The sequence below is a fragment of the Candidatus Cryosericum odellii genome (genome assembly GCF_003570935.1).
GTDB lineage: Bacteria > Caldisericota > Caldisericia > Cryosericales > Cryosericaceae > Cryosericum > Cryosericum odellii.
In genome coordinates this window covers 1-25,838 of record NZ_QXIU01000224.1, presented here as the reverse complement: position 1 = coordinate 25,838, position 25,838 = coordinate 1, and the positions used below count along the sequence as shown (strand labels likewise).

The window sequence follows — 25,838 nt, the reverse complement described above, 5'->3', positions numbered from 1 at the left end:
ATGGCAGTCCAGTGGTCGCCGCTGTCCTTGGAACGGTAGACACCGCCGGCGGCATCTGCACCGTCAACATAGACATACAAGGTTGCCGGAGTGACCGGGTCAACGATGATGCGCAGAATTTCATAGACGGTCTTGAACGTTGTTTTCTTCGTCCAGGTCGACCCACTGTTGTTCGATCGGAAGACTTCTTTTGCAGTGCACGCATAGAGAATAGTGGGAGTCTTCGGGTCGATGGCGATGTGGCTGACAGAGCCAATGGTGGACGTTGAGCTCGCCGTGTGCCATATCATGCCGCTATCGTGGGAATAGAGAACGCCGTTGACGCAATTCTGATACATGATGGAGGGAGTGATGGGATCGACGACAAGATCTCCAACCCTCTTTCCGCCAGTGAAGGCAACTGGGAAATTCACCTTTGTCCAAGTGGCGCCGCTGTTGGTGGAACGGAACAGTCCGGCATTGGTGCCGACGTATAGTCTTGTCGGCAACTTTGGATCAATGGCAATGGAGTTGACCACTCTGTTGGTAAGTCCGGTGTTTATGCCACTCCATGTACTACCGTTGTCTGTGGATCGAAAAACGCCGAGGTCGTTGGTACTGGCATACGCAGTGGCAGGAGCCTTGGGACTGATGGCGAGACAGAAGGACGAAGTCCAGTTACCTCGGCCGAAGTGCAACGATTTCCAGGTATTGCCGCCATCCACGGAGTTGAAGAGGCGATCCTGCGAATTGGCAACGCTTGCAGTGCTGCTGGCGTACAAAATCGTAGGGGTCCGGGGGTCGATGGCAAGAGAAGTCGCATCGTAGCCGGTGAGACCGGTGTTTATCGCCGTCCACGTAGCGCCGCTGTCCCTAGATCTGAGGACGCCATTGTAGTTAGCTATGACGTACAGCGTGGTGGGGGTCTTTGGATTGATGACAAGAGACTTGACGCCGCTTTTTGTCAGGCTGGTATTCATGCTTTTCCATGTGCCACCGTTGTTGGCAGAGCGGAAGACACTATAGCCGGTAACAACGTACAGGCTGGTTGGAGTGAGGGGATCTATGGCAACGGACTCAACGCCCGGTTGAACTGTCTCAGCAGCAATGATGCCGCACGCTGTCCAGGTGGTGCCACCGTCAACGGTTCGGAAGAGGCCTTCATTGGTGCCGGCAAACATCGTAGAGGGGGATTTCGGGTTAATGGCAAGGCAAGTCATGTTGCTGAAATCAGAAACAATGCCGAAATAGTCCGGCACACTGGAGAATCTTCCGTTTATCGCTGTCCACGTAGCGCCGCTGTCTTTGGAGCGGAACAAGCCTTCTGCCGTGGTAGCGTACAGGGTGGAAGAATGGACGGGATCAACGGCAAGAATGGAGACGCCGCCATCATACATCGGAAGCTGTTTCCAGGCGTTAGCATCTGCCGCTTTCACGAGAGGAGTGTGAACCAGAACACCCGAGAGACTTAGCGAGAGACACAGAGCTAGAACCATGATGGTCGTAGCGAGTGAGTGATTTCGTGCCTTGGTTGTTGTCATGTTGTATACCTCCAACGCGTGCCTTCCTTCAACAAGGGCGTTGGACTGGTAACTGAACACCAGCGCCATCAGCGCGCCGTATCGTTGCGGCGTCGCAGCACGATCGTACCTTCTACAACAAATATAATACGGTAGTGATGTTTTGACTAACATGAGCGACCGGGCGACGTACAGACGCTAACCGAGCCAATATATCGCCATCACAGAAAACGCTGACGATCTGGATGGGTTGATGACAAACGGAGGGCGGTTTGTGACTGAAAGTGACAGAAACGTCAGTTCAGCAGCTGTGTCACCACAAATCCGAAAAGATGGCCGCGAATCGGGAAATTGGAGATCGAACCCGGTTTTCGGGGAACGAACCAGGAACGTGAAGGACGAAGTTGCGTTCCCTAGAGAGACACAGAGATAGTGTCACAAACAGGCGTGGCAACAGATATCAAGGATGAGTTGTGCATTAATACTTACAAGTCCGGACTTCAGCCGGATCGCATGTCCGAATGTGTCCAGATCATTGTTCATGCGCTGGGAAAGGCTAGGTCATCGCGCCCAGTCGGTGCATTTCCGACTCGAGTTTTCCCAATCCTAGCACGATCATATCAAACGAGGGTTTGTCCCCAAAAAGCACGTCCTGCATTCTGTGGTAATCTTCTGCAAGTCTTGCTCTTGTTTCAGCCATGGGCACGAGCTTTATCTTTTCCAACGTCGCTTCATCATACTGCGCCCACGACGAATGGTAGAATTTCTGGTTGAAGGAAGCTACTGTGTTGAGTAATTCCACGTCTGCAAGGGCCTCATCCATGGTGGGTGTTTGCGAGAGCATGTACAGGTCATAGTAATGTCGCGCATACCTCTCTGGAACCTTCCCGTTAACTCGGTGCGCTTCTTTGTGAAGGATGACAGCTTTCTCCCAGAACGTTCTCTTGACTTGTACTGTCCGGATAACGGTACCGGCTTGCTTGAACTGGCGAGGGTAACGCTCAGCAGCGTATGGCTGAATCGTTGTGTCCGTAAATGGAGTCCATGCAGCTAGAGCCCCGATTTCCAGTCGTATTTCGGGGATGACGTAAGAATCACGGAACAGGTGCGGATACACAATGCAAATCGTCTGTCTGTCATTCTCTTCAATGTAAAATCGAACGGGTTCTCCGACATATTTCTCTGTCAGGCTTTTAAGATTTGGCATAAGAGATGTGGCCAGGTACTCCTCAGTTTTCCCGTTAACCACATCATTGAATGCTTCTTGCTGCGTGTTCGTTCTCTTATCATAGGGTTCATCCCTGGAATACCCCAGCAACCGCCAATCAAGGATCAAATCTATGTCCTCAGAAAAGCGTCTTATAGCGTGATACCCCTTGGATAGACTTGTACCTCCTTTGAAGCAAAAACGTGTCGCATCTTGGCTCTGGTGGAAAAGGACATCCAGGAAAAAGCATACCCAGAAGTCCTTCTCCATAATTGCATCGCTAATGCCCATGTTGAAAGCTGCATTTCCAAAGAGCATTCGCCTATTTGTGGCGCTCTCATTTGCTATCTGGTACATGCTACTGCCAGGATCTTTCTGATTTCTTCAGCGATCCACACTCTGCTTGTCCTAGATTCACGGGCCAGCCTCTTCTTCTCGGTGTCAGACAGCAAGCTGCCAATCTTTGCTCTCGCAGAATCATTCATTCCGCTTTTGTCGAGAGCCTTAATGGCTTCTATGATCAATGTGCTCTTGGAGGAAATACCCGTTATCTCCTTTGACGAGATGCGCTTGAAGTAGAGCTTGATTCCTTTATCTAGCTCTATTTCCTTGCTTGGGCCGCTGCTCACAAAGTGATATTCTGCCGGGACCTGCGTCGAAAGCCCCAGCGCGTTCAAGGCGGTGTTTCCGCTTGGCGCGATCGTCCACCGGTTCTTCCTTGCAATCTTCTTGGCAACATCGAGAGGAGATGGTTCCACCTCTTCCTGCAAAAAGAAACTGTAATATGGACTCTTATAGATGCCCCTTTTCACTCGAAACAGTTTGCCTTCTGCGGTCAATTTTGAGGCGGCTTCTTTCACGCCTGAGTAGTTCCCAAGGTCACGAAAGTCCGCCAACATGTAGATGCTATTCTTGTGACCGTTTTTTATGTGGTCTTCAATTCTTTGCTTGATAGTATCTGGTTTCATCTCATCACCTCGTGACCATTATTATATCAAAATGGTCATGAGGTAGCAGGCGTATTTCCGTCAGAAACGGCACAAACGTCAGTCAGATAGAGGCGTCATCATGAATACGGCAAATCGGCAAGGAATCGGGAGATTTGGAAATGAACCCGGTCTTCTGGGAATTAGCCGGAAAATTCCACAGTTCCTACGTCACTGGCAAATGGACGCTACCTCATCAGACATGACGACCAGAAATCCGTTGTCTATCGCGCGGAAAAGCCACAAATTGTCAGGGTTTGTCAGAGGGGTAACCACCTTTGTGATATTCGTCGTCCATAGCTCCTTGCCCGTTGCTGGATCAGTGCCAAAAACAAGTCCGCCAGTGGCATATGCATACAAGACATCTCTTGTGGCGACAAGCCTCGGCGAAGGAAAGTAGTACTGTTTCGTACCATCGTCTTTTGCAAACTGCCGCTTCCATACCACAGTGAGCGACGGGAGTCTCAGAGCCACAAGCGTACCTGTATCATTTGCAGCATAGACACGATTGTTGTCGACGGCAATTGAGTACCAGTACGTGCCGTCACTGAATGCTGTAGAAACCAGCTTGCTCTGTTGAAGGTTAGTGTCTTGTTGAGAGTCGAGAGGCAGCACAACAATGGACTTCTTCAGTTCAGTATTGGCATTGCCGGAAGACAAGAGCAGGATCAACCGGTCGTCCTGTTCGATGAGCTTCTCTGGTGATCCGGCCAGACTCCTTATGGGAGTCACTTCCAGTGTCTTTGTGTCGATAGCGACAACGTCGGTATATACGGCATCTGCTCCATCGCTTGCTGTGACGATGGATTTGTCCTGGGGTGTGCCGACACACAGGTCTGCGTATATTGTTCCGTCATCGTAGAGGAGCGATGCCAGCGGCAAATGGGCAGATAGCGTTGGATACTTGATGTAGTCAATGAGCTTGCCGTTCGAGGCGTCCCACACGTAGATCCCGGAATAACTTTCCACGTTAGGAACGACTATCTGTGCTCCGTACTGATTAAGATTCTCTATGTTCTGTCCGGCAGCCTCAACAGCATAGAGTCTGTTGGCGATAGGGTTGCTCTTCGACGTATCAGGCAGGATAGTACTGCACATATTGCGGAAGACGGTTTTGCTGTCCGGAAACGCACTGCTCCACTTTACTGAACCTGTTGCGCGATCAAGGCACACATCGCCCGTGTATATGCTATCAGTATCATATGCCGACCATTGATCGTCCACGCCATATCCAACGATCGACCAAATCTTCTTTCCGGTCATCTGGTCCCAGGCAGTTGTTCTGACTTCGTAGTTGTCTTCAGCTTCTTGAGACATCGCATAAAGTATCCCGTCCAGGGAGCTCGGCACGTTGGCATATTGCAGGCCATTGTAGCCTGCCTTCTGTGTTGGATAAGACAAAGTGACTTTTGATGGCGCTTGTTTCAGACCGTTCACGTCCACAAACGTATCGTTGACGGTATGAGATCCGACCGATACAGGCAGGCCAGTGGATTGACATCCAGACAGAGTGGTGGCGACAAGGACAACAATCATCAGAACAGCTACTGTCGAGACATGTCGCAAGCTTGCCTTTCTCATTTCATGCCCTCCGCCTCGTACGTATCCCCATCTAATACAAGTGTAGTGCGATAGCGATGTTCTGACTAACCCGGGCGAAAGGAGTGCGGCCAAGAGTATCGGAGCAGGGCAAGGTGCTGTACCGTGGTCATCCGCTCAGAACTTTGCATTATACCCCGTCAGGTACCTTCTCTTCCATTAAACTGCGGTAGTCGATGATTTCACCGTCCACGGAGAAACTGCCGTTTCCGATGGCATGGCAGACTCTCTTCTCCGTTTTTCCTTCGTTGTACCAGATGCGGGTTACTTCCAGTATGACAAGACCGTGCTTCTCCACGTAGTCGACGACCTTGCATTCCAGAGCGGCAAGGCATTCGCCGATCAGCGGTGCCTTTACATCTTTTGCCGGAAGTGCGGTCAGATGGAACTTTTCAAACTTGTCCACTTCTGTACCGGAAACCATGCCGATGCGTACCACCGTCTCCAGCATTTCAACCGTAGGAACATTGATGACGCATTCTTTTGTTTCCAGCATGGTATGAAAAGAGTGGTTCCACGGGCCGGTGGAAATGGCAATGTGCGGCGTGAAGTCCATCACCATGTGCCAGGAAATCGTCATCACGTTGTTCTTGCCATGGTCGTTGGTGGAAACCAGCACGACCGGACCGGATTCCAGAAAGGTAAATCCTTTCCGTTTATCAATTTCCTTTAATGGCATACTGAGCCTCCACTTGTTTAGTCCTGCTCATAGGCACCGAGGGTTCGCTTGTGAGATACAACTTCCTTCTTAACGAATGGATTTGCGGAGTTCCTCGTTTTGGCGCATGATCTTCATCATTTGAACAAAGGCATCGTCCGTCATTCGTAGATAGTGGATACCCTGTCCGATAGCAATTGCGCTCGGAATACCGGTCCAGGAGAAAAGCAGCATGAAGATTCCAGCTCTTGTATTTCCAAGGTAGAACTCGTGTATGCCGAAACCACCGAGAAGGAGAGCGAGCATGGCAGCTGTTCTTCTGTCCTTGCCTTCGCCATCGATATACATAATGTTCGGATAGAGAAGCGTTGCAGCTGGCACTGGGACGAACGCGTCGTTATTGACACCGCAATATGGGCATTTTGCGAATGAAGGAGAATATGTGTTGCCGCACTTGGGACAGACGATCTTGTGCGTGACGGTGCATCTTGGACATGCATCATCAACAGCATTGTCATACAGTTCATGGCAGTGCGGGCATTCAACAAGCATGTATTCCTTTCATGCATCCAGCAAGCAAGCGCATTGCAACATCTCCACACAGGAGAGTATAGCTGGCGATCGTGAACACTGAAAGTGGTTAGAAAGGAGAGGACCGTCCGTGCTCTTTTCATAGACAATCCTCTTCTTGTGGTTTCTGCAACTAGAGTCGTGCGATTCCGTGTCCGCAAACCCGCATGGTTGTGTAGGGCACTCAGGGTTACACGACATCCCCGCCAAGACCGGCATTTTGGGATTCTTCAGTCTTGTCTCTCGAAACTGTACGATACTGCACATATTTGCCTCATTCATATGCAGAAACACATAGCAATCTGCACATAATGTGTTAACATGTATGCAGATAGCGAGACAGAGGTGCAGATATAAGGAGATTCGACTATACGTTCCTTGGACATGGCATGGTGCCGGCAAGCATCGCCAACCTGGCGGGAGCGATCAGGGAGATAAAGGCAATGGAATCAGGGCGCATGGACTTATTCCCGGACATGCTCAGCAGCCTTGAGCAGATCGCCAGAGTAGAGTCCGTGAAGGGATCCAACGCCATCGAGGGGATCGTCACGACCGACCAGCGGATCAGGGAGATCGTCAACGGGAACATCGCTCCGCTGAACCACGACGAGACGGAGATCGTGGGATACCGCGACGCTCTCGGCCTTGTCCACAGCAATTACCCGACGATGGAGATCAACAGCTCGACCATCATGGGACTGCACAGGACCATGCTCTCGTATACTCCGCAGGGCGGAGGCGCCTACAAGGTGGCCGACAACGCGATCATGGCAATAGATACGTTTGGCACGAGGCACATCCGCTTCACGCCGGTTGCTGCAGCGGAGACGCCGGAGGCAATGGAACGGCTGATCCTGGCATACATGTCCGCTCGCAGCGACAGTTCCATCAATAGCCTTCTGCTCACTCCATGCTTTGTTCTGGACTTCCTCTGCATCCACCCGTTCACGGACGGCAACGGACGCATGTCGCGCCTGCTGTCCCTGCTGATGCTGTACAAGAGCGGATTCGACGCGGGAAAATACGTGTCGTTCGAGGAGCAGATCAACAGCACGAAATCTCAATACTACGAAGCGTTGAAGATGTCTTCGGAAGGCTGGCACATGAATGAGAACTCCTATTTCCCGTTCATGGAAAACTTCCTGACGACGCTGCTAATCTGTTACAGGAAATTGAATGAACGTTTCGATATCGTTCAGGGAAAGCACGCGACCAAGGCGGAAAGGATAGAAGCCGCAGTTCTGCGCAGCATAAAGCCCATCTCCAAAAAGGAGATCTCAGACCTTTTCCCGGACATCAGCCCGACGACCATTGAAGCGGCCCTGGGAAGGATGGTTAGAAACGGCGAGATCACGAAGACCGGCGGAGCGCGGAGCACGAAGTACGTCAAAAAGATAGGACAATAGAAACGCTGTGGGAATAGTCGAGAAGGTCTCTCTTCGATAACACAGATGCGAACTGCGAACAATTCCGAGACATGAGTATGCCATGGACATATTCCGACAAATCTGCATATTCTGCTCCCCACAATATGCAGAAACGAAATCAATGATGCAGATAATCTGAGCCAAAAAGGCGGGATCGCGGAGCTCGGACAAGAGACTAACAGAGACAGGCCTTCGAGGTGGCTCCGGGAGCGAAATAGCGGCGAGCCATCCAGGGCCGCTCTGGTACGAAATCCCGCAAGGGCAATTGGTCCGCCATCGTCATCAATTCCACGACTCTATTTGTAGATTCCACGACATATTTGCAAATTCCACGACATTGATCGTATGGTGGATTGCTGACGATCCAGTCTGGGTTGATGACGAACGAAAGGCAGATGTAAGCCGGAAACGGCAGAAGTGTCAGTCAGACAGCGGCGTCATCGCAAATCCGACAATTTGGCCGCGAATCGGAGAATTTGGGAATGAACCCGGTTCTTGGGGAATGAACCAGGAAAACACGGGGCGAATCCACGCCAATTGGAGGTCCGAAGTTGTAGAGTCAAGAACATTGATACAAGCTCTTTCTCAACCATCTTGTCTTGCAAACGCTTCTTACATTAGAATCCTGTAATCCCACGTTCGCAAACTCGCATAGTTGCGTAGGGCATTTGAAATGCATCGACTTTGTTTGTCGCAGTCACTTGAAACAGCGAGGGAGAAAATGGTCTGTTCGCAGAAAATCATGTATACTTTGACACCAAGTATTCTGAGAATGTCTCTGCTCCAATTCTGCGACCCTTACGTCGCATGCCCGCCCAGATAGTATTCCCCTCATCTTCTGTGATATGTTTCCCCTCATAGGCTTCAACCAGGATATCGCCGGTTGTCACGTGTTTCAAACCAAACTCTTCTATGTACGAGGAGATGTCCTTCAGATTATTACTTGCGACGATACCCTCAGTAGTTTTTGCCAAGGCAATGCAAGCTGCTTCACCTTTCCCGATAACAACGTGCCCCTTGGAAGGGAATCTCGACAAAGTGTAATATAGATCATAGGCTTCAGTACCAGCCTTTATTGCTTCGATAACAACTTGTTTTTGCGCGAATAGCGTATCTATGGTGATGTTGAATGATGGAAGTCCCGGAAAAGACAGTTCGTCATATACCTGTTCAGGTATCACGACTCGTCCTGGATAGAGTCTAGTTAATAGACTTTCTTTGCCGACCCACAGGAATGCTGACAAACAGTCAGTATCGAAGAAGAGTAAATCAGTCAACTGATTCGCTCCCCTCTGACGCTTCACCATAGACAAGGTCAGATCTGAAAGCCTCTAGCAATAGCTCTTCGTACTTGCCGTTCGAAATCAACCCCTCTTTCAAGCTTTCTTCTGCTTGCTGGATGTAATAGCCGTAGGTCGCGTGCTGTTTTTCCAGTGGTAGCGGCTTGTACAGAGAATCGTCATACCCCAGATTGCGGGCAGAGTTGATGACGCCACGCCTCATGGGTTCTGCTTCTTGGCTGGTGAGTTCGTTCTCTTCAAGTAATCGGAACAGCATAGCTTGCCTGCTGACCCAAAAGTACTGTTCGAGCTCCACAACATTGCCAACAGTCAGTTTGTCATCGACTTTTTGCTTGACCCGTGCAATTGCTGCTGTCAACGCATCAGGCGGCACCAAGAAATACGAAGCAAACTGGTCGGCTTCTCTTTCGACTTCGTTGCCGCCGCCGATCTTCTGGGAACAAATTGCCGTTGACAAGTTATCATCGAAATACACATGAAACAATTCATGCGCCATGGAAAAATGCTGCCTGCCAACAGACATGGCAGAGTTGATCGCGATGACTGTACTGCCAGTTCCTTTGACGCACATCCCGCTCAATCTATCGCCCATTGGATAAAACACCATCGTAAAGTGCTTTGAGCGCTCAATGTTCGCGACTATCAATGGGAATATATCGATACGAGATGATGTATCTTCGCCAAGCTGCTTGCGTAACCAGACAGCTCTCTTCCACGAATCCACTTCATTCATTACCACAACCGCCCTTAAGCAGCCTTGTCATAAAGTCTCCGTTCAATGCAATCCTGTTGATGGCACTAATGGTTTCCAGATCCTCTTCATTGATTTCACTTGCTCTAAGTGCAAGCGACAGCGGTTTCATGTTACAGGCACCTTCACTGAACACTGACAAATCAACACCAAACAAAGTAGCCAGTTTTTCGAGCAGCCTGGCACTCAGAGCCCTTTCACCTGACTCAAACTTCGAAATGAGACTCTGATCCACCTGCAAATAGTGGGCAATGTTGTCTTGTGTAAATCCGCTTCTTTCGCGGAGTGACTTTATTGTTGCGCCAACATCAGCTTGCGTTTTGTTCATGGCCACACCTCCCCTTGCGAAAGCAGTATATGCTGTCGTTGTCATAAAAGCAAGAGCCAAATCATTGGTCATTATGACAGTCAGAATTCGGAAGTCAGATTCCTCAACAGAAACGATGCTTCCTTATTGACAATTCGAGAAGAATCTCTGTCGCGGCATATACTATGCCAAACACCTGCTTGCCCATCAGGCATCAGAAAGCCCCGTACGTCACAATTCATCAGTCCGAATGGCAAGAATGCTGAGAAAGGTTGGCCGCGAATCGGGGGATTTGGAGATGAACTCTTTGTCCGGAGAATGAACAGACAACGTAGAAGACGAAGCAGTAGAGGCCAGGGAGAGCAACGGGCTTGTCTGGTCTTTCCGAGTCGCTATGCTTCTTAGTTAAGATGGCTGCTCAAGCAGCACTGTGGTCGCCAGGAACAAGTTCGTGGCATAGTTGGGGGGCACAAACGTGCTTACGACAAACAGATACTCGGCCCGGACGTTACTGACATCACGCTTCTGCTCGATATTCTCCCCGCAGGTGAGGCGAAAAGCAGCATAAGTCCGGCAATGGCAAGAATACTCTCATACTACTACGTGCTAGGGCTGCATCTAGTGCGCACGCCACGTTGCATCGGATTCAACATGCCACCGTATCATGTCATCGTTACCCAAGGACTACGGTCCAAGAGCAACATTGTTGTCGGGTTCTGCGCTCCGAAGCTAATGCCTAAGTACGATGATTCACGCAACCTGATCTGCGTTGGCTTCAATAGACCGGATTTTGGGAAGTGGTTCTATGCACCACAAGGGCTCTGGGGACCGAGAACACAGATGATGGACTGGGCAAGAGACCTTTTTGGCGACACGAAATCCGTGAAGATCCTCTGGCCAAGAGTGCTTGCGGTCATGTCTGCTTCATTGATGAGCCATAGTGCAGAAGAACCCTGCCTTCTCGTGACCAATGATCAGCATCTCCTTGCGCATCAGACGGGCATCCAGAAAATGTCTCCACGAGGTCCTGCGCGCATCGTGACAGAATCTGAAGCTTTGAGGATACTCGATCTCTACCAGAAGCAGATTCGCCGTTACTGGCTTCGGCCTAATTGCGAGGTGATACACGGTAGGTACGGTTGGTATTGGAGCGCCGCGCAGGCAGACTTGCCAAATGTGTCTGAGCGGTCCGCCTTGTCTCGCGCAATGCATATCAGATATGCAGTTGATTCTCTGGGCACTGCATACTATGGCAACGCCGATTCTTCCGACAGTGAGGAATCTGCGTATCATTTTGACTATCTGCTCGTGCTCCTCACAGCAACCTTGGACGAGACTGCACTTCAGGTTGCTGATCACCACCAGCTCAAAATGCGACGCGACCGGGTGTCAATGCGGCCTCCAAGGAAGGGACAGACCGGAGGCGATCATGTTGACTTCTATAACCAGGTATGTGCGGCCAATCCGAAACTCTCAGAACTCTGGATGCAGTCGGCAGCATTCCTGCAACTCCTCTACAGTCTCCGGGACACAGCTGCACATCTCGAAATTCTTGGACAGTTTGCCTCTGACTACATTCCAAGATACTCCGGACAGCACATGATTGCCATAGATTTGTCAAACTGGACCACCAGACATGGAGAGACGGCACAGGAGATGTTCGAAGAAGCGGTCGACCTGCCCTCGCCTTTTGAGCCATGTACCAGTCTCGGGGTCTTGCCAATTGGACCAGCACAGACAGCACTCCGCTTGAGCTTCTTGGTGGAACCGTACCACTTCTCCGTCGAAGCATGGTCCCGTGTCGGATATCTACTGAACGAATCCGCGAAGCTGATTGGGTCTCCCATTCAAATACAGGACACGGTTGACGATCCGAAGAATTGGCTCAGAAACTGGACTCGCACCTTCAAGGACGAGGCTCTTGACGGACTTCCTCTAGATACGCCAGGCTTCTAGTCGAGAACGACAGGATGTCAGTCGTCATTGAATGCGAAGTGTGAGCAAGGAATGAAGCACTGTGTTCATGAAGTGGCTCTAGAAGAGAAACAAAATGGCATCGAAACGTCGCGAGTGGGAATAGAAATGGTTTGAAAGCCAGTCTCCGTACTGCCATCACCAATTACACGACTCTATTTGTCTAATCACTGGACTGAGACATTAGAGTATTGATGTTTCGTGCTCGGAAACCCGTGTCACTGCATAGGGGTCAGAAATGGCAACACTTTTCATTCTAGAATTTTTCACCTGGCACTCGATTGCGATCAGAGTGAGCTGTGAGGACAGAATGGTGGAAAGATGAGTCAGTAACTGGTGTCATTGGCAATTGCTGGTTTCTTGATTCAATTGCCCAAATAAGGGTTCAATTGACGAAAAGGGCGTCCAATTTGGACGTAGTTGATGGTCCAAAACTTCAGGACCGCGGAGCTGCTGCAAGTCTTCACGTTGGAGATTACATACCCAAGGTTGGTTGCAAACTTTTGTGGGCTCGCAATGGCCATCCGGTTCATGTCTTGCCGTTTGCATCTGTTCCCATGTCTGTCTTCCTTTTTGCATTCCAGAATGCCCCAAGTACAATTCTCAGTCCGAACCACCAAGCGTAGACTGCATATGCGGATTGGCACGCCTCGTCATCCAGCAAACCATGAGCAAGCTCATTGCGAAGATTTGGTCCACAAGGGTCACAAAAAAGAGCCTTGAGCTCGAATGACACGTCTTCGCCAAAGATCTGGGTTGTCTCGGGGAAACTCACCAGTGTGCCTAGTCCGTTCTCCGTCTCAATTCCGTCGTCGCTGAGGGTGGTGGTCTTGACGCCGGCAGCCCTGAGATGGTAGCGTACCATATGCTCAATCTGCGGAACCAGCAAGTGTAGTGCTGTAACAAAGTCCTTTTCATATCCAGCGAAGAGGGCTTTCCCAAACAGACGTTCACAGCCAATCGGAACGATTGGGGAGTGGGCGGCAACGGCAACAAAATCACCCTCGCGTAACCGATGTTCGAGAACCATGACCCTCAAGGCAGGCCAGATGTAACTTGGAACAGCAAGGCCAATTTCCATGGCATAGTACTCTACCATCTCCGCCCATAGAGCTGCCTTGTTGTTCTCGGAGTCGGGATTACTCTGCTCCATTCCTGGACGCCTCCCTATCACACGACCGTCTTTGGATATGTACGTTGCAGGGATGAGCGCCTCCAGTGCGTGCTCTCGGAGCATTTTCTCCGAGGACTCTCGGATCTGGGCTACCCGTGCTCCAGGGTACACTGTGACGAAAGCGGCCAGAGCATCAGTAGCCGACTTTCCCCTCACGGCATTCCGCGCGATCTCGACAGACTGCGTGATGTCGATGGGATCCGAGCTGAATGCTTTCACCTCATCCAGCGATCGCTCCCCCGCCTCGTTAAGATTCTTCTGGAGTTCAGCCATCCGCTCGTCAACGCGGTAGGTGGAGCGCTCACGTCGGGGAATGGAGCGGTACGTTTGGATCGCCTTTTCGTAGAAGCTCGCTGCAACCATGTGACTCGGTTGATCTGACGAAGCCCGAGCAACAGCTTCTTTGACCCATTCTTCCGCCACGAACGCGGTCATCTCTGTGGTTTTAGCGACGTCTCCTGTCTGTCGGAACCACTTTGCAGCAGCCGCAGAGAACTCTCTCGCACTGTGCAGGTCACCTTGCTCGTCGGAGTATCGTGCCAACGACTCCAATTTCTTGGCGATGCCAGCTGCTTCTTCGTGAGCAAGACGGTTTGCCGCCAGCAGGTCGGCCAACCAGAGTGAGAGGAACCCATCTTCGCTCTTGGCAACTTCGAAGGCAGTTACGATTGCGGTCTCGATTTCCTTTATCCGCTCCCCCGCTCCGGCCCCTAGCATTTGGGTCAGGCTGATTGTGCGCTCCCAGCATTCATCTCCCCCGCGTCCCCATGTCTCTACATCAAGAGGGATTCTTCGGTAGGCGTCGATAGCCATTAACGCGTGCTCGGGACTTCGTGGCGTCTTCTTCAGTAGCCAAACCAAATCAGCCAGGCGAGCTTGGAGCCATGCATCGTCGACCTCCTCCACGATCAGGGAGAAGAAATCGATATCTGACTTCTCGAAGTCCTCCGGTATTGCCGTATGGTTACCTTTCATGACTATGAACGGCTTGAAAGGCTCGTTAGGGCTACCTGGATTGAGTATCATAGAGCATGCATCCGCCAGCAGCCACAGTACTTTCCCTTCAGAGGTTCTGCCCCCGTTCACGGCGGATCGAGCGGCGGTGGACAGCGATTCCCATATACCAGTGTAGCCTTTCCCCTCACTAGAAGTGACAGCTGACTTCCAGTCAGAATCGCGGAAGTCGTCAATTCCTACTGAAAGGTCTTTCGGATATCGTTCCATAGATCCTCCATCTCGTCCGGTTAAGAGACCCGACAACAATTAGACCAATCCACATAGCACCGGAGTTCAGGGTTCGTGTCGTATAATGCGTCCTGCAGTCTTCTAGTGGAGACTCCTTGGCTCCTTTACTTGGCTCAGCGGCCGACAGTGACAGACACTGCTGGATACGTGAGCATAGCTATGCATTGTGCACGCCGATGATTCTGCATATCGCTCTATGCTCAGGCAGAGCGACGTTTTGACCCTCTTCGGTTCTCTGGCTCGCCATTTTCAGTCGGTCTTGCCCAGTAATCCCATTTCTTGCCTGCTTCAAATTTGCATTGGCTCTGAAGGGCTCTTATGAACCAGTAGGCAGAATCGTGAGCCTTCCAGCATTCCTCTTTCTCAATAGTGACCGGAACATGCGCGACCTTCTTATCTCTTACGTCTTTAACGTTCTTCCGCCAGGCTTTTTTGGCATCATCGTAAGCTCTTGGGTCAACAGTGAGTAAGGGAAGAATTCTGGCAACTCGTTCATCTGCTTGAGTTCCTGCTACCTGCTTCGCAAGAGCGTCATCGAAGTTATATACCTGTCTCAATGTCCGCCGCAGGTAGTCGCCTATGAAGATCTCACATGCTCGTGCATAATCCAATAACGCTGTCTCGAAGTTCCCTTCATTAGTCTGCTCAATTGCCTCAAACATTTGTCTGAGCCACAAAGCGTATTGGGACATCTCGCGTACCGCAAAGAGGTGGCAGATCACATTGACCCGATTCTCAGGCAAGACATCCGGCGAGCTTGTTGCAACTGCGGTTCGAATCGAGGAATAGCGTCCGTCGCCGTCCTGTACTGGGCGTAGCCAAAGTTCAACCTTGTCCTCAAGTTCTGGAGCGACAATTGCTCTTAGAGAAATGGCGAATATCTTGTCTACAGGCTCCGGCAGAGGATACTCTCGGTAGATGCCAGGCGAAAGAAGAAACTCTGGCTCCTTCCCTATCTCCATGGTCGTCTCAAACAACAATCTGCCCGTCTTAGGATCTCTAAACTGCATTTTCGCTGTGCCACTATCAATAATCGTCTTGTGACCATCTGAGTAGTTGATGGTGATTCGTCCACAGGCATCATTGTCGATGGGCTGGATCATTCCGTTACTTGTGCCAAGTATCCCAATAGTCTGAAACAACGGATCAGGGGAAACTGCAACTTGGTCTCTTAGGACAATGATTGGTTTCCCGCAGCGTTTGCACGTGAAAGTCATCGTGGATTCATCAGAATTGGCCAACACACTAAACTTGCAGAAATCGGAACCATCAATGATTCCTTCCGCGCCACATTCAAGACACTTTATGTCAGGTGTTGGCTTTGCGAATCTGTTCACTGGTCCTCCATAACTACTTTCGTCTATATCAGTCTATGTTGTGAGGCGAGTTCTGCCTTCACGGTCTCTCGTATCGTCTGGTCGACCATCGTGCTCTTCCAGAGCGTCCTCGCTTCTCTAGCCTTCGAGGTCGGCTTCAAGTTGGGACTTGAAGGTGGCATAGGTTTTCTCGCGCAACGCTTTGAAAAACAACTCGTAGCTGACGGGCGACAGAAACTTGAAGTAGTAGGTCGTCCCTGCCAGAAGATCGTTGAGCGTCTTGAAGTGTAGTCTCGCAGCTAACAGTTTTGCCTTGTTCTCATCACTGGTATCATCGTCAATCTTGATCTCTACGCAAAGAATGTCGTCGCCCACCTTAATGAAGAAGTCTGGATTGAAGCTTCCCTGTTTCGGGTGTTCTCCTTTTCTCCAGGTATACGGGATGCTATAGAAACCGACGTCGACAGACTTGATCCACGCATCAAGCGCTTTCGCGTTCTTCTCCTCCACCAGCTTGCTCACGAACTTCTGCTCTGGTCTGTAGTCAGTGAGCGCCACATTAACTGGGGTCTTGAAGTTGTATGCGTTGTCGACGTTGTTCATTACCCTCTTTGGCAGGTCGTCATCGTTCAAGAGCTGTTGCAGCAACTCCGTGTCAGACTCGGTACTGAGGAGTAAGGCATTCTCGTCCAGGAAAACTGCTCCATCCTTTCGAAGTGCACTGAACGGGATGCTGTGCTTTGGCATATCTTTGGTTGCAATCTTGAACGGTTTCGTTGAGATCGGAACGATACGGGGGAAGGTACTCTTCTCTCTCTGAATAATGCCAAATGCCTGCAGCGTCTTCAGACGATTCTCCTTGCTTACCATGCCGGACTTGTCCTCTCGCGCCGCAAGCGACTCGAGAATCTTCGCTGCCAGTTTCTCACGCGTCCATTTCTCGCTGTAGCTAGTATTTGCGTCCTGGTCGAAGACGACGAGTCTGTTGAAGATGTCATTGGCGACTTCTTCAACAGGTACCATTTCATGCTCAATTGTCGTATTTTGTTGCTTCTCTTGCCACTCGATTCCCTTTGTACCCGGCGTTGCTATCACATAGGTCGTGCTCGAGTCTTCAGAGATACTTTGCGTCGAGTAGGTAATGGGTTTGTTCTCGAGGAGATTGTACTCACGTTCCTGTGCGTACGTGACCGTCTCGGCGATGTCCCGCTCATAGTTAATCTGGTCTAGCTCAAAGTTGTAGTCCTCATTCTTGTCAACGTGGTAACTGTTGATTCTCTTCTCGATGTCCATGACCTCATCGACGAGATGCCGAATGCTGCCGGACCACTTCTCATGGTTGAAGACGGTAACGACCGGTTGGGCGCCACCCTTGTATTCGTTGGGAATGCGGAGCCCCCGGCCCAGCACCTGGGCGATGAGGAGCTTGGAGTTGAACGCCCTCTCCTCATGAGGAACGATCTGAAAGACGTTCTTGACGTCCCATCCTTCGGAGAGCATGCTGACGGACGTGATCCATTCAACCGGATTGTCCTTGCTATCAACCATCCGGAGGATCTGGACGTTCTTCTTGTGCTCTTCTGCAGAGGTGACGATCAGCACTTTCTCAGCCGCGCTTCCCTTGGTTGTCTTCTCCTTCTTGGCAAGGAACTCGACGAGTCTTTCGGTAAGACTCTTGCAGGCACTGATGTCTTTCGTCACCAGAATCGTGATGGGTTTCACCATGCGATATGTAGTCTTGTTGGCCGTGTGATTGGCGTAAATCTTCTGGAACTTCTCGTCCTCTCCGCCAGGCGTGTCCTCCTGGACATAGCTGATGGTCTTGACGACGCGGTCTTCGATAGCATTGCGCAGGGAATAGCGGTGAATGACGTCCGCAAAGTACTCGTTGCCAATGTAGCAGGTCCCGGAGACATTCACGACATACTGGAAGCCGTACTTCGCATCGAGAAGGAACCCCTTCCACTGCTTGAGTTCTGCATCGAGCGCGTTCATGAGGTGATGCGCCTCGTCGTTGAGGATGAGTGTGCGAGCACCCTTGCCGGTTAAGCTGTCCTCGATGGCAGATTTCGTGTTGATACGCGTTGCATGGATGTTCTCGATACAGATATCCCCCTTCTCGATCGTTCCGGTCGCGTTGACAATGCGAGGGTTGAGTACCTTGGCGTTCTCGGGCAGGACATCTTTGAGTGTCCGATCGCTTGAGAGAGAGCGGAACTTTTCGGTGAGTCCTGCCTCGATCGTAATAGAGGGACACAAGACGAGAACTTGGTCGACAGCCCCCTCTGCCAGAAGGATGCGTGCGATGCCGTACATCGCGTAGCTCTTGCCTGTACCAGTTGCATGGTCGATGGAGCACGACAAGCAGTCTGGGAGTTGAAGTGTCTTGATGAAAGCTTTCAGAGATCCGTATTTCTCCTGAAGTTTTGAATTGCCTTGGTAGTTCTGCGTAGCCAATTCCTCAGTATTGCTATATTGTCCACCCAAGAAGTACCGAACCGTTTCGCGAATGGCGTCTGACTGGTACTCGCGGGTTCCGCAGAGCGCTTCGAGAAATGGCTCGTACTTGGATAGATCGAGCGTTTGCGGATTATAGCTCGGCGAAACGTGAAGCACTAGATCCTCGTTACGGAACTTCTGCTGATCTTCCATGTCTATCGTCCCTTACGCTTGGTGAAGTCAGACAGCTTCTTGATCTCGCGCTTCTCGTTCCCGAAGATGTCGAGGTAGATGATCATGCATTGCCCATCGATCTTCTCCGAAGCGAACCGTACTTCGTAGCCATTCTTCTTGAGGTCTTCTGCATAGAAAATATCATCGAGATCGAATACCTTGCCGTCGTAGTCATAATCGAGCATGACCATGGAAAGAGACTCCAAGTTGGCCAGGTTCACCGGTTTCTTGGAGATGACTCTGCTTTCGAACTGCTTGATGCCAATGACACATTCCTTCGATTCCTGGTTTAGGAGATCGGGGTCTTTGACCTTCTCCAATGAGTACGTGCAGTCAACGGTCGGCGTCTGTACGAAGTCGAATCCGACAGCGTCCACAGTGTCGTTGACGTCCAATTCGCTAACGGGCTGCTTCAACTTGGAGAAGCCACGATTGTGGATCTCCTCGATGATAGAGTACGGGATGCGGAGGATGTAGTATTTCACCCCGTCCAACTCGATGTAGTCCTCGAGAAAAGCAACAGATCCGGCGGGAGCAATGAGGAAGAAGCGAGATCTGATCTTCTTTCCCAGTGCTGCGTGCAGCTGCTCAACGAAGGTGCGGTCTACCATGGCGCTCTCGTGTTTCTGGTAGTCAAACACCATCACGCTTGCATCGCCGAGGTGGCCGTCGAGCGCAAGACCGCCAATGGCATGTGGTTCGTCGCGGCACTGAAACAGAGCAAGAGCAAACTGGCGGTACTGCTCCCATGGGAGCTCCTTGAGCGCTTTGTAGTCGTAGAGTCCGGCGTTGTAGAGCGCAAACGGGGCACAGTCTTTTCCGTACTTCTTCTTTGGATCATCCAAGCTCTTGCTCTCTGCGATGCGCAGAAGTCGCTTCTGCATCGTATAGATGGCCAGCTTTCCACAATCAACTCCGATCCAGCGCCTGCCGAGCTTCTCTGCCACTGCGGCCGCCGTTCCTGAACCCGCAAAGCAGTCAAGAACTATGTCGCCTGGTCTTGACGAGGCCCGAACAATACGGTTGAGCAGTCTCTCTGGTTTCTGCGTGGGATACCCGGTCAGTTCGTTCCTGGAAATCTGACCACCAGATGGTATGTCTGTCCACCAGTCCTCGGGAACCTTCCCTTGCACATACTCCTCTTTAGCCACTTGATTTTCGCGTCCCGCGTAGATGCCACCCTCGCCTTCTGAGTACTTCCGTCGGGCCATGAAATTCTCGCTGTAAGGGACTGTTACGTCATTGCCGTTGAAGACACACGTACCCTTAGGACAGTAGCGCAATATGACATCGTGTTTGCTGGGGAAGTCGTCCATCTTCCGTGTCGGTCCACTGTAGCACCAGACGATCTCGTTCCTGAACCTATGCTCGCCAAAGACCTCATCCATGATCGCTTTGGCGTAGTGACCCTTCTTCCAGTCAAGATGCACGTACACTGTGCCGTCATCGGCGAGCAATTCTCTGATGAATACAAGCCGCTTTCTAAGGAACTCGAGAAACTCGGCACCGACAATCTTGTCCTGATATGCCTTCTGATCCTGACTACCCCTGAAGTCCTGCTTCGTTGCAAATGGCGGGTCGATGTAGATTAGTCTGACTCCTGAAGTTCCATCGGAGTTCTTGAGCTTCCCGTTCTGCTTCATTTGGAGAAGACTCTTCAGGACCTGAAGGTTGTCCCCGAAAATGAGCATGTTGGCCCAATCAACATCCGTGTTGCTGGACTGGAACGTCTTGACCACTTGAAGTGGTACGGCCATTGTATCGGCTAGAATATCTTCTTCACGCGCTTTGTCAGCGTAGACGAGTTCGTACTCTTTCTTGGTCTCGAAGAGGCTTGCCTTGTAGTCCTCTGGAAGCGGCTTCCCCTCTCTAAGTAATGATGTGATCCTTTCAATCTGCTCTTCTGGCAGTTTGTACATGAAGCGTGCCTCCTTCGGCGTCAGTTATCAAAGCGGTGACGCCGTTGCTTTCAAACATTAGTGTAGCATCATCAACGAATTGTAGTTACGGGAAGAGGTCAAACAAGAGATGCGGGAGAGAGGCGACGTGCAGACGTTGCCTGAACGAACGTGCCGCCATCACTGCAGACGCTGATGTAATCCACTGTGTGGCGAAATGACCGTACTTTCTGCATATGACAGTACTTTCTTCCTTCAATCCAACTGGACTGAGACAGAATAGTACTGGTATTTCGAGTCTGGGAACCCGCATCGCTGCGTGGGGGTTTCAAATACCAGCACTCTTCCTCTTGTGTCTTTCTGCTTGTCCGTTCGTTCGTGATCACGGGGAGCTGCAAGGCAGGAATGCCAGAAGAATCAGTTGACGGTTGACGTCATCGCCAATCTAGTTCAATTTCCAAAATCGGGGGTCAATTTCCAAAATGAGGGTTCAATTTCTGGGTAGGTAGCACCGACTTGAAAGGTGCTAGAACGCAGAAGACTAAGTGTCGGCTGCCGGAAGCTTGCGGTTGTTACCATCGGAGGAACCCTCCCGAGAGAATAGTGGGGTCTCGTTCCACTGTCCTTTCCGCAAGCAATGAACTGTTGAGATGGTAACGAGCGAATGAATTCGCAGCTGCGCATCTGAGATGATCCGGGGATGTCCGAGGTGTATACGTTCTGTTCTCGTATATAGTAATAGTTGAACGCTCTAGCTACGTGTCCCATAGAATGGCATGACATGGGGAGCGCAGAACGCAATATGGCTCCATGGTAGACGACTTTGCGGTGTACATACAGTGAAATGCACATTGTCAAGCCGGAAGACAGTATTACTACGAGTACAGGGGGTAGGGCTATGGCAACTACAGTCTCCGCATCATTTCAGAAATTGAAAGAGGACATCGAGATTACGGGGCTTCAGACAAGTGACGTCTCGACACGGCAGAACAACGTTCGTGATGTTGTCGCCGGTGACATGGACGTCTTGGGATCATTCTTGACGGGCTCCTATTCAAGATCGACGCTAATTGCGCCTTTGCCTGAGGCAGACATTGACGTGTTTGTCGTCCTTGATCCCAAGTATTTCGAAAGGAATGGGCAGGCGAGTCTACTAGACAAGACGAGGCGTGCTTTGCTCAAGACCTATACAAGAACGCCGAAGGTAAGTCGAAATGGACAAGCTGTCACAATCACTTTCACTGATTTCGCCGTTGATGTTGTTCCTGCGTTTAATCGCAGCGGGGGTGGCTACCTAATCCCAGATTCCATCCACAACGTCTGGATAGAAACAGACCCTCGAGTTCATGTCAAAGCAATGATCGATGCGAACGCAATTCACAACGGCGACTTGGTGCCAGTAGTGAAGATGATCAAGTGCTGGAATCGGAACATCGGCTACGATTTCGTGTCCTTCTATCTCGAATTGCTTGCGATTAAAGTCTTCGCAAATGTGACCATATCCAACTATTCGAGCGGAATGAGGTTCTTCTTTGACAAGGGCAGAGAGGCAATACGGTACTCCGTAAAAGATCCCGCAGGGTATGGAAAACCCGTCCAGGGTTTCAGAAACTGCCAGACAGCCGAAGACGCGGTTCGCAGGTTTGAGACGGCCCATACCGATGCAATTGTGGCTGAACAGTATGCTAAAGACGGGTACAGTGAGAAGGCAATTGATGAATGGCGGAACGTGTTCGGGGACTACTTCCCTGCTTACGGGTGACCAGCGACCATGGCTGTCAAGGATCAAGTAGCGAAGGAAGCAAAGAGGGTCGAAGAGGATGCCCTATATTCGGCCAAGTCTCATTTCTATGCTAGTGAGAGGTGGGGAAACGTGCATTTTTGGCTTGGAGGTAGCGCCGCAGTTATCGCGGCTGTTGCCGGGGTATCTGCTTTGGCCACATTCAATTGTCACGGTATTGTTGCAGGGATTCTCTCGATGGGCACAGCTGTGCTGACCGCCGTGTTGACCTTCATCAATCCCAATGAAAGGGCTTCTGCGCATCAGACAGCGGGTAATGAGTACAGCGTCTTGAAGAACGATACAAGAGTCTTCCGTTGCATACAGCTGAACGGACTGGACGAACAAGCCGCGACCGGAGAGCTAAAGAAGCTGAACGACAGAAGGAACAAACTGAACAGCGAGTCCCCCAAGATTCCAAGCTGGGCCTTCAATATGGCTAGAAAGGGAATTGAAGAGGGACAGGCAGACTACAAGGTGGATGGACAAGAGGACAATTCTGAGAACCCGTGAAGCCAAGCGACTAGTCAAGAATCTGGTAGATTCTCAGTCGAACGCATGGTCAGCACGGCAGACGCTGATTTAATCGGGCGTACGACGGAATACCAGCACTCTATTGCACCAAATACCAGTACTTTTTTGTCTCGGTCCACCAACAACCACACAAATCAGTCCCCTTGACGTCGTGTAACGGTGGGTATACTGTAACGACAGTTACATGTATCACGGGAGAGGTGCACCTTATGGAAGGCCCAAGTGAAGTGAACACAGGACTGGAGACCAGCCAGGAGAGACCGCAGCGCAAGTTCTTTGGTCTCAGCCAGAACGTCTTTGTCTTTGGCTTTGTCTCAATGCTAACGGATTTCAGCAGCGAAGTCACGGTGAAGACGCTCCCATTGTTCCTGGCTAATGCGCTCGGCGTTCAGCCCGCGATCATCGGGTTCATCGAGGGGTTTTCCGAAACGACGGCGACGATCCTCAAGTGGGTCTTCGGCTGGCTGTCGGACCGGCTCAAGAAACGGAAGTGGCTGGCATTCACCGGATACGCCATCTCCAATATCACCAAACCGTTTCTCTACTTCGTCAACTCATGGCCGTGGGCAGCATTCCTGCGATTTGCCGACCGTACGGGCAAGGGGGTCCGTTCATCGCCCAAGGGTGCTCTGCTGGCTGACTCCTCCGAAAAGAAGAAGATGGGACGTTCGTTCGGATACGGCAATTCGATGGATACCCTTGGCTCTGTGTTTGGCATGCTGGCGGCAGCAGGCATGATTGCTGCAGGCGGTTCGGCCATGGCAATGACGCTGACGCGCAGCATGTACCAGCGGCTCATCATTCTTGTCAGCGTTCCCGCACTCCTTACACTACCCCTCATCGCGTTTTTCATCCGTGAAAATGCGCCACGTGCAAGCAACCACCGCACGTTGAATCTGTCCCTGCGTGGGTTTGACACGAGGTTTAAGCTATTCCTTGGCATCATGGTCATTTTCACCCTGGGCAACAGCAGCGACGCATTTCTCATGCTCAAAGCGCAGAGAGCCGGCTTGGATCTTGTGCAGATCTTCCTGATGCTGGCAATGTGGAAGGCCGTCACATCGGCGTTGTCCATCCCCGCCGGCATCCTGTCTGACCGCATTGACCGCGGACGTGTCATCCGCCTTGGCTGGCTCGTGTATGCACTGGTCTACCTTGGCTTCGGGTTTGCAACGCAGGGGTGGCAGGTCTGGATTCTGTATGCTCTCTACGGCGTGTTTTACGCCATGACCGATGCTGTCGGTCCCGCGCTTGTTGCTGATATGGTGCCAGAGTCTGAGAAGCGTGGAACTGCATATGGAATCTACAACGCGGCTATCGGCGTCAGCGCCCTTCCCGCCAGCTTGATTGCTGGTATTCTGTGGCAATTCATTAACCCGAGTGCTCCATTCCTCTTCGGGTCTGTTCTTGCCTTTGTAGCCATGATCGCACTGACAGTACTCATAAACTCTGGTAAGAAGACTGAAAGAGCAATATGAAGACCTGGCTGACTATTACGTACAAGGTTCCCACAGAGCCCTCGCGCACGCGCGTGTACCTGTGGAGGAAGCTGAAGGAGCTGGGCGCGGTCTACGTCCAGCAGGGGGCCGCCGTCCTGCCGATGACGGACACGCTCCTCGCACAGGTACTCGCTCTCAAAGCCGAGGTGGTCTCCAGCGGGGGAGAGGTCCTCGTCGGGAGAATGGAATTCGTCGACGAAGAAGATGATGCTCGAGTGATTGCTACGTTTCAGCTGCAGCGTGACGGAGATTACGATGAGATCGTGGAGCAGTGCGAACGCCTGGTGTATGAGCTGGACCGCGAGACCGAGAAGGAAAAGTTCACGTACGCCGAGATCGAGGAAAACGAGACCGAGCTGACTCGGATCCACAAGTGGATGGAGCGCATCACTGCGCGGGACTGGTTCGCAGCTGCCGGCCATGCGCGCGCGGAGCAGGCAATCGAAGATGGCGAGAAACGCTCAGGCACGTACACCGAAGAGGTCGAGCGCCGCCTGGGTCATGCCATCGACGTCAACCTGCCACGCGGGGCACACTCCTGAACGGCGGACGGCAGGAAATGCAGAAGCCCCGGCCATATGAGGTCGGGGCTGTTGTCGTCTATGGGGATCAGGGTTGCTTTTCGGTATAGCCGCCGTTCGCCACCCACGCGTCATACCCTCCTACCAGGCGGTTGATGACCGTGAAGGAGCTTGTCAGCAGTATGTTGGCTGCCTTCTTGCTAGATTCCTCATCGTGCGAGTATACAACAAAGTGCTTGCTGGCATTGAGCGTAAAGTTGCCGTTGATAATCTCCTGCAACTTGTCCAGCGGCGTGTCGAGTGCCCCCACGATGTGCCCCTCGGCCCATTTGCCAGATACGTCGATGATGACGAGGTCACGGTCCGTCTGGATAAGTTCTTCGAGCTTCTTGGCATCGATCTCGACAATTGTCCTGTTGGTGTCTCCTGAGGTATCCAGACCTGGGCTGGTCGTCGCAGGCTGCTTGGGCGCTCCGCACCCCGCCAGACCGACGACAAGCGCCAAGAGTGTCACTGCAACAAGTATCTTCCTCATTCGCATCTCCTTCTCTCCCGAACTTGATGTGTCGAGACCAGACTACTGCCTATCGGCCGAGGCTACGGCGGGTGCTCTGCTCTCGTATTCTAGCTGAAGAATAGAGCATGGCGAGATTTCTACAAGGGCAAATGCGAATGAACGCCGAACTGCGTTGTCACGCTACAGTGTCGGGAGCGGGTTGAGGACTGGAAGCCCTGGCTACTTGCGCGAGAATCCCATGGAGCCGATGAGATCCCCCAGCTTCCAGTACTGCCCACCCACGAAGCAGACTGGGTCCAGGGTATGCCCGCCTTTCTGGGCGCGCTCGTCCATGTGGACGGCGACGACCTCGCCGATGAACAGGTCGTGGCTGCCGAGGTGCAGGGTCTGGCGCACGACGCA

Annotated in this window: 20 protein-coding genes and 1 pseudogene; 6 read left to right on the top strand and 15 right to left on the bottom strand. The window is 51.5% G+C overall.

Going from position 1 to position 25,838, the window contains the following annotated elements; all coding sequences use genetic code 11:
- The 6 genes from SMC5_RS09235 to SMC5_RS11340 all read right to left on the bottom strand — a co-directional run.
- Window positions 1–1,520 (bottom strand): WD40/YVTN/BNR-like repeat-containing protein (locus SMC5_RS09235; protein ID WP_165849060.1); only part of this gene is annotated, 1,520 nt, incomplete at its 3' end.
- Window positions 1,521–2,055: 535 nt separating this feature from the next.
- A complete protein-coding gene (locus SMC5_RS09230) occupies window positions 2,056–3,063 on the bottom strand; it encodes a nucleotidyl transferase AbiEii/AbiGii toxin family protein (protein ID WP_119120477.1) in 1,008 nt (335 codons plus the stop codon).
- The gene (locus SMC5_RS09225; protein WP_119120476.1) at window positions 3,051–3,674 is read right to left on the bottom strand and encodes a DUF6088 family protein; all 624 of its coding nucleotides are present in this window, start codon (window positions 3,672–3,674) and stop codon (window positions 3,051–3,053) included. Before SMC5_RS09225 ends, SMC5_RS09230 begins: the two co-directional genes overlap by 13 nt.
- Before the next feature lie 189 nt (window positions 3,675–3,863).
- Entirely contained in the window at window positions 3,864–5,273 is a 1,410-nt protein-coding gene (locus SMC5_RS09220; protein ID WP_119120475.1) for a PQQ-binding-like beta-propeller repeat protein, read from the bottom strand.
- A gap of 148 nt (window positions 5,274–5,421) precedes the next feature.
- Window positions 5,422–5,970 (bottom strand): flavin reductase family protein, encoded by a 549-nt coding sequence (locus SMC5_RS09215; RefSeq protein ID WP_119120474.1) that lies wholly within the window; start codon window positions 5,968–5,970, stop codon window positions 5,422–5,424.
- A gap of 69 nt (window positions 5,971–6,039) precedes the next feature.
- Complete coding sequence (locus tag SMC5_RS11340) at window positions 6,040–6,501, bottom strand: TM2 domain-containing protein (RefSeq protein WP_119120473.1); 462 nt, start codon at window positions 6,499–6,501, stop codon at window positions 6,040–6,042.
- A gap of 407 nt (window positions 6,502–6,908) precedes the next feature.
- On the opposite strand from SMC5_RS11340, the gene SMC5_RS09205 reads away from it, so the two are divergent.
- Entirely contained in the window at window positions 6,909–7,925 is a 1,017-nt protein-coding gene (locus SMC5_RS09205) for a Fic family protein (protein WP_207799189.1), read from the top strand.
- Between the two features lie 761 nt (window positions 7,926–8,686).
- Here SMC5_RS09205 and SMC5_RS09200 read toward each other — a convergent pair.
- The 3 genes from SMC5_RS09200 to SMC5_RS09190 form a co-directional block, all read right to left on the bottom strand.
- Window positions 8,687–9,127, bottom strand: a complete 441-nt coding sequence (locus SMC5_RS09200) for a hypothetical protein (RefSeq protein ID WP_207799188.1) — start codon at window positions 9,125–9,127, stop codon at window positions 8,687–8,689.
- Window positions 9,128–9,215: 88 nt separating this feature from the next.
- Window positions 9,216–9,980, bottom strand: a complete 765-nt coding sequence (locus SMC5_RS09195) for an ImmA/IrrE family metallo-endopeptidase (RefSeq protein WP_119120470.1) — start codon at window positions 9,978–9,980, stop codon at window positions 9,216–9,218.
- Window positions 9,973–10,326 carry a helix-turn-helix domain-containing protein gene (locus tag SMC5_RS09190; protein ID WP_119120469.1) on the bottom strand — a complete coding sequence of 118 codons (354 nt, stop codon included), beginning with the start codon at window positions 10,324–10,326 and terminating at the stop codon, window positions 9,973–9,975. The genes SMC5_RS09195 and SMC5_RS09190 overlap by 8 nt, the downstream gene beginning before the upstream one ends.
- Before the next feature lie 555 nt (window positions 10,327–10,881).
- Between SMC5_RS09190 and SMC5_RS09185 the strand changes: the two genes are divergently transcribed.
- Window positions 10,882–12,261, top strand: a complete 1,380-nt coding sequence (locus SMC5_RS09185; protein ID WP_119120468.1) for a hypothetical protein — start codon at window positions 10,882–10,884, stop codon at window positions 12,259–12,261.
- Window positions 12,262–12,808: 547 nt separating this feature from the next.
- Here the strand turns inward: SMC5_RS09185 and SMC5_RS09180 are convergent.
- From SMC5_RS09180 to SMC5_RS09165, 4 genes are all read right to left on the bottom strand, one after another.
- A complete protein-coding gene (locus tag SMC5_RS09180; RefSeq protein WP_119120467.1) occupies window positions 12,809–14,677 on the bottom strand; it encodes a DUF4209 domain-containing protein in 1,869 nt (622 codons plus the stop codon).
- Between the two features lie 221 nt (window positions 14,678–14,898).
- Window positions 14,899–16,035: a hypothetical protein gene (locus SMC5_RS09175; protein ID WP_119120466.1), complete on the bottom strand. Its 1,137-nt coding sequence runs from the start codon at window positions 16,033–16,035 to the stop codon at window positions 14,899–14,901.
- A 117-nt stretch (window positions 16,036–16,152) separates the two neighbouring features.
- Window positions 16,153–18,666, bottom strand: coding sequence for a DEAD/DEAH box helicase (locus tag SMC5_RS09170; RefSeq protein ID WP_119120465.1), 2,514 nt, complete (start codon window positions 18,664–18,666; stop codon window positions 16,153–16,155).
- Between the two features lie 2 nt (window positions 18,667–18,668).
- Window positions 18,669–20,606 carry a DNA methyltransferase gene (locus SMC5_RS09165; protein WP_119120464.1) on the bottom strand — a complete coding sequence of 646 codons (1,938 nt, stop codon included), beginning with the start codon at window positions 20,604–20,606 and terminating at the stop codon, window positions 18,669–18,671.
- Between the two features lie 823 nt (window positions 20,607–21,429).
- Between SMC5_RS09165 and SMC5_RS09160 the strand changes: the two genes are divergently transcribed.
- The 4 genes from SMC5_RS09160 (at window position 21,430) to SMC5_RS09145 (ending at window position 24,940) form a co-directional block, all read left to right on the top strand.
- A complete protein-coding gene (locus SMC5_RS09160) occupies window positions 21,430–22,347 on the top strand; it encodes a CBASS oligonucleotide cyclase (RefSeq protein ID WP_126854981.1) in 918 nt (305 codons plus the stop codon).
- 9 nt (window positions 22,348–22,356) lie between these two features.
- A complete protein-coding gene (locus tag SMC5_RS09155) occupies window positions 22,357–22,878 on the top strand; it encodes an SLATT domain-containing protein (RefSeq protein WP_119120462.1) in 522 nt (173 codons plus the stop codon).
- 230 nt (window positions 22,879–23,108) lie between these two features.
- On the top strand, window positions 23,109–24,377 hold the full coding sequence (locus tag SMC5_RS09150; RefSeq protein ID WP_119120461.1) for an MFS transporter: 1,269 nt from the start codon (window positions 23,109–23,111) through the stop codon (window positions 24,375–24,377).
- On the top strand, window positions 24,374–24,940 hold the full coding sequence (locus SMC5_RS09145) for a Chromate resistance protein ChrB (protein WP_119120460.1): 567 nt from the start codon (window positions 24,374–24,376) through the stop codon (window positions 24,938–24,940). Before SMC5_RS09150 ends, SMC5_RS09145 begins: the two co-directional genes overlap by 4 nt.
- 67 nt (window positions 24,941–25,007) lie before the next feature.
- On the opposite strand, the gene SMC5_RS09140 is transcribed toward SMC5_RS09145, so the two are convergent.
- Together SMC5_RS09140 and SMC5_RS09135 are read right to left on the bottom strand one after the other, a co-directional pair.
- Window positions 25,008–25,454 (bottom strand): rhodanese-like domain-containing protein, encoded by a 447-nt coding sequence (locus SMC5_RS09140; RefSeq protein ID WP_165846168.1) that lies wholly within the window; start codon window positions 25,452–25,454, stop codon window positions 25,008–25,010.
- Window positions 25,455–25,655: 201 nt separating this feature from the next.
- Window positions 25,656–25,838, bottom strand: a pseudogene (locus SMC5_RS09135) (flavin reductase); the annotation flags it as partial.